This window comes from Leisingera sp. (genome assembly GCF_982940295.1).
Window position 1 is genome coordinate 74365 of sequence record NZ_CEYXRG010000020.1, and the last position, 13492, is coordinate 87856.

General features: G+C 65.3%; 12 protein-coding genes. 6 read left to right on the plus strand and 6 right to left on the minus strand.

Features of this window, described 5'->3' with window-relative positions:
• Nucleotides 1-35 precede the first annotated feature (35 nt).
• The gene (gene pdxR / locus AC4HIX_RS16810) at nt 36-1412 is read right to left on the minus strand and encodes a MocR-like pyridoxine biosynthesis transcription factor PdxR (RefSeq protein ID WP_490399813.1); all 1377 of its coding nucleotides are present in this window, start codon (nt 1410-1412) and stop codon (nt 36-38) included.
• Nucleotides 1413-1509: 97 nt separating this feature from the next.
• Here pdxR and AC4HIX_RS16815 point away from each other — a divergent pair, with 97 nt between their 5' ends.
• Nucleotides 1510-2181 (plus strand): pyridoxamine 5'-phosphate oxidase family protein, encoded by a 672-nt coding sequence (locus AC4HIX_RS16815; RefSeq protein WP_490399814.1) that lies wholly within the window; start codon nt 1510-1512, stop codon nt 2179-2181.
• Between the two features lie 39 nt (nt 2182-2220).
• On the opposite strand, the gene AC4HIX_RS16820 is transcribed toward AC4HIX_RS16815, so the two are convergent.
• Nucleotides 2221-3642 carry an MORN repeat-containing protein gene (locus tag AC4HIX_RS16820; protein WP_490399815.1) on the minus strand — a complete coding sequence of 474 codons (1422 nt, stop codon included), beginning with the start codon at nt 3640-3642 and terminating at the stop codon, nt 2221-2223.
• Between the two features lie 182 nt (nt 3643-3824).
• Here AC4HIX_RS16820 and AC4HIX_RS16825 point away from each other — a divergent pair, with 182 nt between their 5' ends.
• On the plus strand, nt 3825-5483 hold the full coding sequence (locus tag AC4HIX_RS16825; protein WP_490399816.1) for an NAD+ synthase: 1659 nt from the start codon (nt 3825-3827) through the stop codon (nt 5481-5483).
• 179 nt (nt 5484-5662) lie between these two features.
• Entirely contained in the window at nt 5663-6994 is a 1332-nt protein-coding gene (locus tag AC4HIX_RS16830) for an NAD(P)/FAD-dependent oxidoreductase (protein ID WP_490399817.1), read from the plus strand.
• Nucleotides 6995-7004: 10 nt separating this feature from the next.
• Here AC4HIX_RS16830 and AC4HIX_RS16835 read toward each other — a convergent pair whose 3' ends face one another.
• The gene (locus tag AC4HIX_RS16835) at nt 7005-7937 is read right to left on the minus strand and encodes an MBL fold metallo-hydrolase (RefSeq protein WP_490399818.1); all 933 of its coding nucleotides are present in this window, start codon (nt 7935-7937) and stop codon (nt 7005-7007) included.
• 107 nt (nt 7938-8044) lie between these two features.
• Here AC4HIX_RS16835 and AC4HIX_RS16840 point away from each other — a divergent pair, with 107 nt between their 5' ends.
• The gene (locus AC4HIX_RS16840) at nt 8045-8473 is read left to right on the plus strand and encodes a DUF1801 domain-containing protein (protein WP_490399819.1); all 429 of its coding nucleotides are present in this window, start codon (nt 8045-8047) and stop codon (nt 8471-8473) included.
• Between the two features lie 124 nt (nt 8474-8597).
• Complete coding sequence (gltX, locus tag AC4HIX_RS16845) at nt 8598-9923, plus strand: glutamate--tRNA ligase (protein ID WP_490399820.1); 1326 nt, start codon at nt 8598-8600, stop codon at nt 9921-9923.
• Nucleotides 9924-10187: 264 nt separating this feature from the next.
• Here the strand turns inward: gltX and AC4HIX_RS16850 are convergent, their stop codons facing one another.
• Both AC4HIX_RS16850 and AC4HIX_RS16855 read right to left on the minus strand, forming a co-directional pair.
• The gene (locus AC4HIX_RS16850; protein WP_490399821.1) at nt 10188-11393 is read right to left on the minus strand and encodes a DUF2254 domain-containing protein; all 1206 of its coding nucleotides are present in this window, start codon (nt 11391-11393) and stop codon (nt 10188-10190) included.
• Entirely contained in the window at nt 11386-11961 is a 576-nt protein-coding gene (locus AC4HIX_RS16855) for a gamma-glutamylcyclotransferase family protein (RefSeq protein WP_490399822.1), read from the minus strand. The genes AC4HIX_RS16850 and AC4HIX_RS16855 overlap by 8 nt, the downstream gene beginning before the upstream one ends.
• Nucleotides 11962-12062: 101 nt before the next feature.
• Between AC4HIX_RS16855 and AC4HIX_RS16860 the strand changes: the two genes are divergently transcribed.
• Nucleotides 12063-12512: an RrF2 family transcriptional regulator gene (locus AC4HIX_RS16860; RefSeq protein WP_490399823.1), complete on the plus strand. Its 450-nt coding sequence runs from the start codon at nt 12063-12065 to the stop codon at nt 12510-12512.
• A 17-nt stretch (nt 12513-12529) separates the two neighbouring features.
• Here the strand turns inward: AC4HIX_RS16860 and AC4HIX_RS16865 are convergent.
• On the minus strand, nt 12530-13492 hold a 963-nt coding region (locus tag AC4HIX_RS16865), incomplete at its 5' end, for an ABC transporter permease (RefSeq protein WP_490399824.1).

The window sequence follows — 13492 nt, forward strand, 5'->3', positions numbered from 1 at the left end:
CCGGGGAGGCTTTTTTGCGGGCGGGGCAGGTGGCTTTAGCCGCCGTGTTCCACGATCCGCCGCAGTCCGGCAATCTGTCCGGGCAGGTCCCCGGCGCTTGACTGGCAGAAACCGGTCAGCAGCCCCTGTGAGCGGCCTTCAGGATCGTGCGGCGACAGGGGCTGGACCCCATAGCCCGCCTGTGCGGCGCGGCGGCAGATTTGGACGTCCGCCAGCCCGTCCGCCAGATGGAAGGCAACCTGCATCCCGGCGTTGTGCCGTCTGAAATACCCGAGCGTGCCGGGCCACTCTGCCAGCGCATCTGCCGCAGCGGCATAGCGCTCCGCATAATGCCTGCGGGCGCGGCGGATGTGCCGGTCGTACTGGCCGGAGGCCATGAACTCGGCCAGCGGCCGCTGCGCGGTGATTGCGGCGCCGGCGCTGGGCTGGATGAACCCGGCCCGGACCCGCGGCACCAGCGCCGGCGGCAGGATCGCATAACCCAGCCGCAGCGCATGAGAAAACGTCTTGGAGAAGGTGCCGACGTAGATACAGCGCCCCTCCCGGTCCAGCGCTGCCATCGCCGGCACCGGCTGGCCGGCATAGCGGAACTCGCTGTCGAAATCGTCCTCGATGATCCAGCCGTCCCGTTCCCGCGCCGCTTGCAGAAAAGCCTGCCGTTGCGGTACCGGCAGCGTACCGCCCAGCGGAAACTGATGCGACGGCGTCAGCAGCGTGACCTTGGCCATCTGCCGCGGCACCTCCGCGCCGCGTTCCCCGGCCCGCAGCCAGCGCACCGGCCAGCCGCGCGCCTTGGCAAAGCGCTGTGTCGGGATAAATCCAGGGGCTTCCAGCGCAATGTCCTCGCCTTCCACCAGAAAATCCATCGTCAGCTCCAGCGCCTCGCGCGCGCCGCTTGTCACCAGAACCTGATCCGCGCTGCAGTCTATCCCGCGCCAGCGCGCAGCATAGGCGGCAATCTCGCGCCGCAGTTCCGGATCGCCAAAGGAATCCTCCTGATGGCTCAGGCTGAGCGGGTCCATCCGTGCCACACGTGAAACACAGCGCGCCCAGGACCGGGCCGGAAACACCTCAGGGTCCGGCGCGCCGGGCTGTAGCATCCCCGGCGCGGGCGGGACAGCGGCAGGCTGGGGGCGCGGCGGGGCTTCGGGCGGCCGGATCGGCGCCACGTCGCAGACAAAGATCCCGGCACCCCGCCGCGCCTCGGCAAAGCCTTCGGCCACCAGCTGCTCGTAGGCCGTCACCACGGTGGAGCGCGCCACCCCCAGATCCTGCGCCAGCGCCCGGGATGACGGCAGCCGGGTGCCGATGGCCAGGCTGCCATCGCTGATCTGGTTGCGCAGCGCGCTGACGATTTGCAGATAGATGGGCTCGGCGCGGGCCTTGGACAGCAGGCCGGAAAGGTCAATCATGCTGGACTGCTCTTTTTGTCGGAAACTGGAAGTTAATTACAGTCCAGTTTGCGCATAGCACTCACCGTGACACAACAGGAATTTACGAGGTCCGCCAATGCGCCAGCCCGAAACCGAAACCGCCCTGAAAACCGAGCGCAGCCGCCTGCGCCGCGCTCACGAACGCGGGCTCTATGACCGCGAGACCGTGTATCAGGTGCTCGACGCCATGCCGCTGGCCCATATCGGCTATCAGATCAAAGGCGCCACTTCCGTCCTGCCGACGCTGCAATGGCGCGAGGGGGATCATGTCTACTGGCACGGCTCCTCCGCCAGCCGGGCGATCCGGGCGATGGAGGGGGCAGAGGTCTGCCTGACCGTCACCTGCATGGACGGCTACGTGCTGGCCCGCTCAGCGTTTCACCACTCGGTCAACTTCCGCTCCGTGATGCTGTTCGGGGTGGCCGAAAAGGTCACGGATGAAGATGCCAAGGCCGCCAGCCTCAAGGCGATGGTCGACCACATCTTTCCGGGCCGCTGGGACGCGCTGCGTCCGATGACCCGGCAGGAGTTGAAGGCTACCGCCCTCATGCGGATGCCGATCGAGGAGGGCGCTGCCAAGATCCGCTCCGGTGCGCCCAAGGATGACGAGGAGGATTACGCGCTGCCCATCTGGGCGGGCGTGGTGCCGATGGCGATGGAGCTCAAGCCGCCGCAGCCGGATCCTGCCAACATTGAGGGCGTCGCGATGCCGGATCACCTGAGCCGCATCCGCATCGGCTTAAACTAAACGGGCGCGCCTTACTGGCGCGCCCCGATCCTGTCCGGCTTACTCTGTCTGGCTGGCGTTCCCGGCCCCGCTGCTGACCAGCGCCCCGTTTTCCCAGGTGCCGTCCGCCTGCTGGCCGCTGGCGTACTTCATCGTGCCCGGCCCCTGCCGCTTGCCGTTGACAAAGCTGCCCTCATAAACGTCGCCATTGGCGTAGGTTGCCACGCCCTCGCCAAAAATCTTGCCCTCACGCCATTCGCCTTCGTAGCTGAAGCCGTCGGGCATCACGATTTTGCCTGTGCCCTGCCGCTGGCTGTTTGCAAACTGGCCCGTGTAAACCGACCCGTCGGCATAGGTGACCGTGGCCTCGCCATGGCGCTGCCCGTTCTGCCAGCCGCCGTCATAGCGGTAGCCATCGGCGTAGGTCATTACCCCCTGGCCGTGGTTTTTGGCGTTCTTGAAGCCGCCGGTGTAGGTGATGCCATTGGGATAAGTGGCAGTGCCTTCGCCCTCGATCACCCCGGCAACCCAGTCGCCCTCATAGGTGGACCCGTCGGGATAGGTGATCTTGCCCTTGCCTTCTGCCAGATCGTCGCGGAAATCGCCCTCATAGACCGAACCGTCGGGATAGACCGCCTTGCCCTTGCCCTCGATCTGGCCCTTTGCCCAGGCGCCGGTGTAGCTGTAGCCGTCCTTTTCGGTGAAGGTGCCGGTGCCGTGGCGCTGATCGTTCAGGAAGTCGCCCGCGTAGACATCGCCATTGGCATATGTCTGCGTGCCGGTGCCGTGGCGGCGGCCTTTTTGCAGCTCGCCTTCATAAATGTCGCCATTGGGCTGCACCAGGCGGCCGGTGCCGTGCATCTGGCTCGCCATCCATTCGCCTTCGTAGACCAGTCCGTCGGAGGTCTCTAGCCGGCCTTGCCCCTGCAGCTGGCCATCAGCGACACTGCCTTCATAGACGGTGCCTTCGGCATAGGTGATCTTGGCCTGGCCCTGCTGGCGCCCGTCCACCCAGTCGCCGTCATAGGTGTAGCCGTCAGGTGATTTCATCACCCCCTTGCCGTGCCGCTTGCCGTTGGCAAAGCTGCCCTGATAGCGCACGCCGCTGGCATAGGCCGATACACCGTCGCCATGGATCTGGCCGTCCTGCCATTCACCCTCATAGGTGCTGCCGTCGGCGCGGGTCAGCATGCCCAGGCCGTGCGGTTTGCCCTGCGCAAACTCACCCTCATAGACCGAACCGTCCGGGAACCGCGCCACACCCTGACCGCGCACCTCTCCATCGACCCACTCGCCAGTGTATTCATAGCCGTTCGGCAGCTTGTAGGTGCCGGTGCCATGCTGCAGCCCGTTGCGGAAGGTGCCCTCGTAGACGCCGCCGATCTCATCCTGCGTGGTGATGATCTCCCCCTCCTGGGCCCAGGCCGGAGCGGCCAGTGCCAGGATCGTGGAAAACGCGAGTACGGTGCCGAAACGGGTCATTCAAAACCTCTGCCTGCCCAGAAATTACGGTGCTGCTGCCATATTGGGTTGCTCGCCCGGAAACTAAGCTACCGCAGGCGGGGCCGCAATGTCTTTTCCCCTCCGGCGGGCCCTTGCTCTTTCCCTTGGCCGCCAATCTGGTAAATGGCTGATGGAGGAATTTTGCAAAGGGCTGATGCAGCATGGCAGACCGTTTCCGCGTGACTTTGGCGCAGCTGAACCCCACGGTGGGCGATCTGGCAGGCAACGCCGCCAAGGCCCGTGCCGCCTGGGAGGAGGGCCGCAAGGCCGGCGCCGATCTGGTGGCGCTGCCGGAAATGTTCATCACCGGCTACAACACCCAGGACCTTGTGATGAAGCCGGTCTTCCATCAGGCCGCCATTGCCGAGGTCGAAAAGCTGGCGGCTGACTGCGCCGAAGGTCCGGCGCTGGCGATCGGCGGGCCGTGGGTTGAGGGCGGCAGGCTTTACAACGCCTATCTGATCCTGAAGGGCGGCAAGATCGCCTCGCGCAGCCTCAAGCATCATCTGCCGAACGAGACCGTGTTTGACGAGGTCCGCATCTTCGAAGCCGGTCCTTTGGGCGGCCCGTATTCCGTCAGCAACACCCGCATCGGCTCTCCCATCTGCGAGGACGGCTGGCACGAGGACGTCGCAGAGACCCTCGCCGAGACCGGTGCCGAGTTTCTGCTGATCCCCAACGGCTCGCCTTATTTCAGAAACAAGATGGAAGTGCGCTTCAACCACATGGTTGCGCGCGCGGTCGAAACCCATCTGCCGGTGATCTACCTGAACATGGTGGGCGGCCAGGATGACCAGGTCTTTGACGGCGGTTCCTTCGTCCTGAATCCGGGCGGCGCATTGGCGGTTCAAATGCCGGTGTTTGACGAATGCATTGCACAGATCGACCTCATCCGCACCGACGAAGGCTGGCGCGTGGAGGAAGGCGAGAAGGCGCATCTGCCCGACGAATGGGAGCAGGACTACCGGGTGATGGTCGAGTCCTTGCGCGACTACATGGGCAAAACCGGTTTCAAGAAGGTGCTGCTGGGCCTGTCCGGCGGCGTCGACTCAGCAATCGTGGCGGCGATTGCAGTGGATGCGCTGGGGGCGGAGAATGTCCGCTGCGTGATGCTGCCGTCCGAATACACCAGCCAGGAGTCACTCGACGATGCCGAGGCAGTCGCCAAGGCGCTGGGCGTCCATTACGACTATGTGCCGATCTCGGAAGGCCGCGCTGCGATCACCAATACGCTGGCACCGCTGTTTGCGGGGCGCGATGCGGATATCACCGAGGAAAACATCCAGTCCCGCCTGCGCGGCCTGCTGCTGATGGCGATGTCCAACAAGTTCGGCGAGATGCTCCTGACCACCGGCAACAAGTCCGAGGTCGCGGTGGGGTATGCCACCATCTACGGCGACATGAACGGGGGCTACAACCCGATCAAGGATCTTTACAAGACCCGGGTGTTCGAGACCTGCCGCTGGCGCAACGTCAACCACCGCCCCTGGATGAAGGGCCCGGAAGGCGAGGTGATCCGCCCCAACGTGATCGACAAACCGCCTTCGGCTGAACTGCGCGAAGACCAGAAGGACAGCGACAGCCTGCCGGACTACCCGGAGCTGGATGCGATCCTGGAAATCCTGGTCGACCATGAAGGTTCAATCGCAGATTGCGTCGCCGCCGGATTTGACCGCGACGTGGCCAAGCGGGTCGAGCATCTGCTTTATATCAGCGAATACAAACGCTTCCAGTCCGCACCCGGCGCCCGGCTGACGCCGCGCGCGTTCTGGCTGGACCGCCGCTACCCGATTGTGAACCGCTGGCGCGACCCGACCTGAGGCAAGCGTTAACCCATTGAAGGCGCGGATCTTTTCCGCGCTTTTCTGAATTCAGTAAAGCCCGTCCCGGTGGCGGTAACGCCCTGATATGCGGCGAAAAAAACACAATGGCGGAAAGCGGCGCAATGGGCGTCGCTTGGACGCTGGACCGCCGATTCCGCAGCGGGCATAGAGGCCGCATGCCTGGACCGAGACTGCCTCATTTCCAATCCAATCTTGCCTTGCCCAAGGCCGTCGACGCCGTGGTGATCGGCGGCGGCATCATTGGCGCCGCCACCGCGTTGGAGCTGGCCGAACGCGGCCACTCGGTGCTCTTGTGCGAAAAGGGGCAGATCGCGGGCGAGCAGAGCTCGCGCAACTGGGGGTGGGTGCGGATGTCCTGCCGCGACCCGCGGGAAATCCCGCTGATGGCGGAATCGCTGCGTCTCTGGGAGGGACTGGAGGCGCGCACCGGGCAGGAAACCGGGTTCACCCGCTCCGGCATCCTCTACACTGCGGAAACCGCCAAGCGCGAGGCGCAGCTGGAACGCTGGCTGCGCAACCTTGATGGCTGGGGGCAAGGCGCCCGGATGGTGCGCGGGCAGCAGCTGGCGCAGCTGATGCCCGGCCATCAGACCAAAACCCGCAGCGCCCTGCTGACACCGATGGACGGGCGGGCCGAGCCGCAGCTGGCCAACCACGCAATCGCCACCGCTGCCCAGGCCGCGGGCGCCAAGATCATGACCGAATGCGCGGTGCGCAGCGTCGAAACTTCGGCCGGGCGCATCAGCGGGGTGATGACGGAACGCGGCCGCGTCGCCTGCTCGGCGGTGGTGGTGGCGGGCGGCGCCTGGTCGCGGCTGTTTCTGGGCAATGCGGGCATTGGCCTGCCTCAGCTCAAGGTGCTGAACTCGGTCCTGCGCACCTCACCGCTGCAGGGCGGGCCGGAAACCGCTGTGCGCACCGGCAACCTGGGCCTGCGCAAGCGGGCCGATGGCGGCTACACCGTCTCGGACGCGCTGGAAAATATGGTCGATATCGTGCCCGACAGCTTCCGCCTGGGCTGGAAATTCCTGCCCAGCCTGCGGCACGAATGGCGCGCGCTGCAGTTCCGCCTGACCAGCCGCTGGCGCGAGGAGGCGGCCCAGGCCCGCCGCTGGCAGCCGCAGCAGACCACCCCGTTCGAGCTGTGCCGGGTGCTGGATCCGGCCCCGTCGCAGAAGGCGCTGAAAAGCGGCTGGGCGGCAGCGCAAAAGGCCTTCCCTGTGCTGCAGGGCGCCGATGTGGTGCAAAGCTGGGGCGGGCTGATCGACGTGACCCCGGATGCAATCCCGGTGATTTCACAGGCCGACCGCCTGCCGGGCCTGTTCATCGCCACCGGCTTTTCCGGCCACGGGTTTGGCATCGGCCCGGCAGCGGGCAAGCTGGCCGCCGATCTGGTGACCGGCGACAAACCCGTGGTGGACCCGCACGACTTCCGCCTTTCCCGCTTCACCGACGGCAGCAGATACGGCCCCCTCAGCGGCTATTGAACAGCCGCCTTCAGCCCATCAGCTGATAGCTCACCGGCACATAGCGGAAACCCTCGCCGCGGGTTTCGACAAAACCCGCCGCCGGGAACGGCATGTGGTAACCGATCATCGGCAGCTTGTCCGCCGCAAGCATCCCCAGCACCCGGCGGCGCGAGGCACTTGCGGCCTCCGGATCGACATCAAAGCTGAACGCCCAATCTGGCCGGGCAAAGCTCCAGACGTAATGGTTGGCCAGATCCGCCGTCAGCACCAGCTGGCGGTTGCCGCTCTCCAGCATGTAGCAGATATGCCCCGGCGTGTGGCCAAAGCTGGCCATGGCGGTGATCCCCGGCGCCACGCTGGCGCCATCGTCGATGAAGGTGGTCTTTTCTGCCAGAGGGGTCACATTCTTGGACACCAGATCGCCAACCCGGTCGCCGGGTTCCCTTTTGGACCAGAAATTATACTCCTCAGCCCCCGTCACATAGCGGGCATTGGGAAAAGTTGGCGCGCCATCTGTCATCAAGCCGCCGATGTGGTCCGGGTGCATATGGGTGATGACCACAACATTGATCTGATCCGGCGTCACCCCGGCCGCGGCCAGCGCCTTGGCGATGCCGCCATTACCCAGCCCGGTGTCAAACAGCACCAGCTCCGAACCGGTATCCACCAGCGCCGGCGTGAAGTAAAACTGCAGGGTCTCGTCTGAAATGAAATTCTCTGCCGAGACCTGGGCAAATTCCTCATCGCTGGCTGCGGCCCCGAACATCGGTTTCGGCCCCTCCCGCTGCGCCGAGGCATCCAGCAGAGTGGTAACCGGCATTTCTGCCAGTTTAAACGAATGGGCAACCGGCGCTTCGGCTTGGCCGCCGTGGGCGCTCGCCAGCAGCGGCGTGGCAGCACCAGCAAGGGGCAGTGCGGCGGCGCCGGCCAGGGCCGCGCGGCGGGAGAGGGAAACAGTCATGGCATAACCTCCAGTGGAGTTGGACTGGCCTTACCCTAGCGCTCCGGCGGCAGAGGGCTGTAAACAATCCCGTGATGCGGGTTAGGATGGCGGCAGGAGGCCGCGCCATGAGCCAGAACAAAACCGTCCCGACCGGGGCAAGCGTCGAAGCGTTCCTTGCTGGTGTTGAACCTGCCCGCAAGGCGGCGGAAGCGCAGCAGCTGGATGCGCTCTTCCGCAGGGTAACCGGCTATGAGCCGCAGATGTGGGGGCCTTCGATCATCGGCTACGGCCGCTACCACTACCGCTATGCTTCCGGCCGCGAGGGTGACTTTCTCGCCACCGGCTTCTCGCCTCGAAAAGCACGCCATTCGATTTACATCATGCCGGGCTATCAGGACTACGGCGCCATCCTCTCCCGCCTGGGCAAGCACAAGCTGGGCAAAAGCTGCCTCTATGTAAACAAGCTCGCCGATATCGACCTGGACGTCCTGGCCGAACTGATCCGCGCAGGCCTGAAGGATCTGAACGCACTCTGGCCGGTACAGCCTGAGTGACTGCCGGGCTTTCATCTTTCCCCAAATACTCGCGCCGCAGGGACGCGCGGAGGCGCGTTAACACTGCCGAAACTGGACAATCCGCCGCCCATGTGACAAGGGGCAAGGCAACAGGAGACTCGTGATGACCACCACCCGTTTTGCCCCGTCGCCGACTGGCTATATCCACGTCGGCAACCTGCGCACCGCGCTGATGAACTATCTGATCGCCCGCAAGGCCGGCGGCACTTTCATCCTGCGCATCGACGACACCGACCCGGAGCGGTCCAAGGAAGAATACGTCGATGCCATCAAGCAGGACCTGGAATGGCTGGGCCTGACCTGGGACAAGGTGGAGCGCCAGTCCGAGCGCCTCGACCGCTATGTCGCTGCCGCGGACAAGCTGCGCGAAATCGGCCGGTTCTACGAGGCGTTTGAGACCCCGACCGAGCTGGACCTGAAGCGCAAGAAGCAACTGAACATGGGTAAGCCGCCGGTCTACGACCGCGCCGCGCTGGCACTGTCGGACGAGGAAAAGGCCAAGCTGCGCGCCGAGCGCGGCGACGGCGTCTGGCGCTTCAAGCTGGATCATGAGCGGATCGAGTGGACCGACGGTATCCTGGGCGACATCTCCATCGACGCGGCCTCGGTCTCCGACCCGGTGCTGATCCGCGGCGACGGCCAGTTCCTCTACACCCTGGCCTCGGTGGTCGACGACACCGAGATGGGCGTGACTCATGTGGTGCGCGGCTCCGACCATGTGACCAACACCGCTACCCAGATCCAAATCATCGAGGCGCTGGGCGGTTCTGTCCCGTCCTTCGCGCATCACTCGCTGCTGACCGGCCCGCAGGGCGAGGCGCTGTCCAAGCGCCTGGGCACGCTTGCCTTGCGCGACCTGCGCGAAGCTGGAGTGCAGCCGATGGCGCTCCTGAGCCTGATGGCGCGCCTCGGTTCTTCCGATCCGGTGGAACTGCGCTCGGAGATGGCGGAGCTGATCGACGGCTTCGACATCAACCGCTTCGGCGCTGCGCCGACCAAATTCGATGTCGAGGATCTTTATCCGCTGACCGCCCGCTACCTGCAGTCGCTGCCGCTGGAGGCCGTGCAAACCCACGTGGACGCGCTGGGTGTTCCGGCAGAGAAACAGGCGGCCTTCTGGGACATGGCCAAGGAAAACATCACCACGCTCAAAGACCTGGCCGGCTGGTGGGAGCTGTGCCGCGACGGTGCCGAACCGCTGGTGGCTGATGAGGACAAGGATTTCATCGCCGAGGCGATGGCGCTGCTGCCCGAAGGCCCCTATGACAGCGAAAGCTGGGGTAAGTGGACCGCTGCGGTCAAGGAAGCCACCGGCCGCAAGGGCAAGGGCCTGTTCATGCCGTTGCGCAAAGCCGTGACCGGCATGGAGCGCGGCCCCGATATGTCGGCGCTGCTGGCGCTGATGGAAAAGGTCCGGGCCCGCGGTTGATCCGTTCCGGGCAAGACGTTCCAGAAGGGCGGAGCCGCGGGTTCCGCCCTTTTTCGTGCAGTCTCGCCAAGGAGTCGGCGTGGTTCTCCCGCCCGCCGGAGCTGCATCAAAGATGCATCCCCTGCCGTTGGGCCGCGCGCCGCGCAGATGCGCGGCGCAGCACCGCGCTCCGGCGCGGTGCCATGCCCAACTGAGCAAGGTGAAGCTCGCCTGCGCCTGAACAGGCGGGAGGGCGCGGGATTGCGGCAAAATGCAGGTCCGGCCTCAGCCTGCTGATCCGCCGGGGTGCTCCTGCCCGATATTTTCCCGCATCTCCGCGGCGGCCTTGGCCATTTCCGGATTGGGGTGGCCCTCCAGCTCCTGCAGCGATTGTTGGACCCATCCCATGACAGAAGGCGAGTCGCTGCCGCAGCGGGCAATCGGAGGATAAGCGCAGCGCAGAAGATGGCGCGCGGTCACCGGCGGAACCTTCACATTCGGGAACTGCGGCTCCCGAGTTCTGCTGGTCTCATCGGCGGGCATGTTCTCCCACAACAGGCGCCCGAGACGGCCCATCACCTCCACCGCGGTGCCCGGATCATTGATGCCGGGCGACAGCGCCCGCTGGGCCGTCTCCGCCAGCAGGGTGATGCCAAAGGACGGATCCTGATCGAAACTGCGCACATCGCCAATGTCGATCGCCTTGGACGCTGCCTTGCAGAAGTCATTGTCCCCGGCCGTGGCCCAGGCTACCGGCTGGCCGCGCAGGATGTATTCTCCGGGGGCACGTGTCAGGGTGATTTCAGTGCCGGCTTCGTCAGCAAGCTCGTCCAGCTGGGCCAGCCCGGCAAAGCGGACAAAGCCGCTGCGGGCGGCCGGGATTTCCACTGCATCGCCCGGAATGCCTCCGCCGCCGGAGCATTGGCCGCCCAGGCAGGGGGTGTTCAGCCGCGCGCGCATGCTGTCGCGGGTGCGGGATTCGATCAGCCGCAGCGTGTGGTCCATGCTGCCCAGCCCCGACAAATGATCGATCCACCGCAGGATCGCGCCGATGATCAGAAACACCACAAGGATGGTAATGGCAAAGACCACCAGCGCGCCCTCAGGTGTGTAATACCGCGCCCGGAACAGAATCACGCCGCTCAGCGAAAAGATGAAACCGCCCACGAAGGTCGCCAGAACCCGCTGCGTCACGGTATCCTCCAGCAGCAGCCGGTAGACCCGCGGCGTCGCCATCGACGCGGCGGTGCGGTAGGCGCTGACCATGACGTTGAGTGAGAAAGTCGTGACCGCCAGCATGCCCGAAGCGAGGATGGTCAGCACCGGCAGCACCGCTTCGCGTCCGAAGTCTTCACTCAGACTGTCGGGCAGCAGCGGCTTGGCCAGCGGTGCCAGCAGCAGCGCCAGCAGCGAGAGTATGGAAATCAGAACCACCCGGAACCAAAGCTTGCGGGCAATCCGCCTGAGGTACAGGAGACTCTGCTCAATCATGGGCTGAGCTTATCCGGCGCGCCCCGGTTTTGTCGATCAAATCATCGAACAAGGCCAGCTCCGCACGGCTCAGGCGCTGATGGCGCGGATAGCGGGGCGCTGCCCGGTCGTCCAGAACCGGGGCGTCCCAGCCATCGGTCGTCGCGATAAAATCATGCACGCCTTCCTCGCCGAACACCTGCAGATAACCCTGCAGCACCACATCCAGATAGCTCAGCAGGATCGGATGCTGCTCGGTGACGCCATTCCGCTTGTCCGCGGCAACGGCATAAACGGAAACTTCGGGTGAGACATCCAGCCCGTGCTGCACCTTGTCCGAGGCGGGCAGCCGCTCATAGGCGAACTCCCGTTCATCCAGCGCCGCCCAGTCGGCGCCCGGCACCTCTGCAATCAGCCCGCCGATTGTGCTGGCAGCGCAGGGCACTGCCGACAGAAACGCCACCTCGCGCAGGTCCGTATGCACCCAGGCGCGCCGCCAGCCGCGCAGCCGGGCAGGCTGCGCACCGCCATAGCCATGCGTCGCAGTGTTCACCAGGCTGCCGTAGCCGAAGAAGTATGGAGCCGTCATTCGCCGCGCCTTTCTGCCGCAATTCCGGTTATTGATGTATGTCAAACCGCTTTTTCGGCTGTTGTGCAATAAGCGATGCACCATAGCTGCGGGAGCGACCCATGCGCATTACCAAAAGGACCAACATTGCCGTGCGGCTGCTGATGTATTGCGCCGCGCATGAAGACCGCTTGGTGACCAAGGCCGAGATTGCCGAATGCTGCAACATCTCGGAAAACCACTTGGCGCAGGTGATCAACCAGCTGAGCCAGCTTGGCTATCTGTCCACCCAGCGCGGCCGCAACGGCGGCATGAACCTCGGCAAGCCCGCGGCAGAGATCCGGATCGGCGACGTGTTCCGGGATGTCGAAGGCAACCTGCCGATGGTCGAATGCTTTGCCGATGCCGACAACACCTGCCCGCTGTCGGATGCCTGCCGCCTCAAGGTGGCGCTGGCGGACGCAGCACAGGCCTTCTACGCCTCGCTCGATGACATTTCCCTGGAGTCGCTGGTCTGCGACAACCACGACCTGCTGCGCATTCTGCAGCCGGTGTCCTGCGGCGCCCGCTGAGGCCGCCGCAGTCCTGATCATTCGCGGGCCCGCAGGATGCGGGCCGGTTTGGCGGCCAGCGGCCGCAGCGCAAAGGCCAGCCCGGCCAGCAGCGTGGTCAGCACCCCGCCCGAAATGACCATCAGCGCATTCGGCCAGATCACCGTGTATCCCGTCTCGAACACATAGGCGTTGATGGCCCAGGCTCCGGCGATGCCGGCCGCCAGCGCCACCAGCCCGGCTGCTGCCCCCAGCAGGGCCGAGCGCAGCGCAAAGCTCAGCAGGATCTGCTTGCGCGGGGCGCCCAGCGTTTTCAGCAGCGCGGCTTCATACCGCCGCGCAGGCTCCCCGGCAGCCGCGGTTCCCAAAAGCACCAGAAACCCGGTCAGCAGCGTCGCCGCCGCGCCATAGGCGGTGGCGGCCGCCAGTTGGCGCAGGATGTCCGACACCCGGTCGATGGCATCGCGCATCCGGATCGCGGTGATATTCGGCATCTCCCGCGCCAGATCGCGCAGGATCGCCGCCTCGGCCTGCTCCTCGGCATAGACGGTGGCGATGAAACTGTGCGGCGCACCGGCCAGCGCGGCCTCGTTCAGCACCATCACAAAGCCCATGCCCGCGGTGGAGAAATCCACGTTGCGGAAGCTGGTGATGGTGCCGGTGATGTCGCGGCCCAGAATGTTCAGCGTCAGCGTGTCGCCCAGCTTGAGCCCCAGTTCCTCGGCCTCCTCGGCGGCAAAACTGATTTGCGGATCACCCGAATAATCCTCAGCCCACCACGTGCCGGCGGTGACCTCGGTGCTCTCCGGCCGGGCCGCGGCATAGGTAATGCCCCGGTCGCCGCGCACAACCCAATGGTCGCCCGCAACCTCGGTGGCAGGCTGGCCGTTGATCCGGGTCAGCACGCCGCGCAGCATCGGCGCGTTTTCCACCCGGGTCACGGCGGGGTCATTCTCCACCCGTTCCAGGAAGCTGGGCATCTGGCTGCGCTGAATATCGAC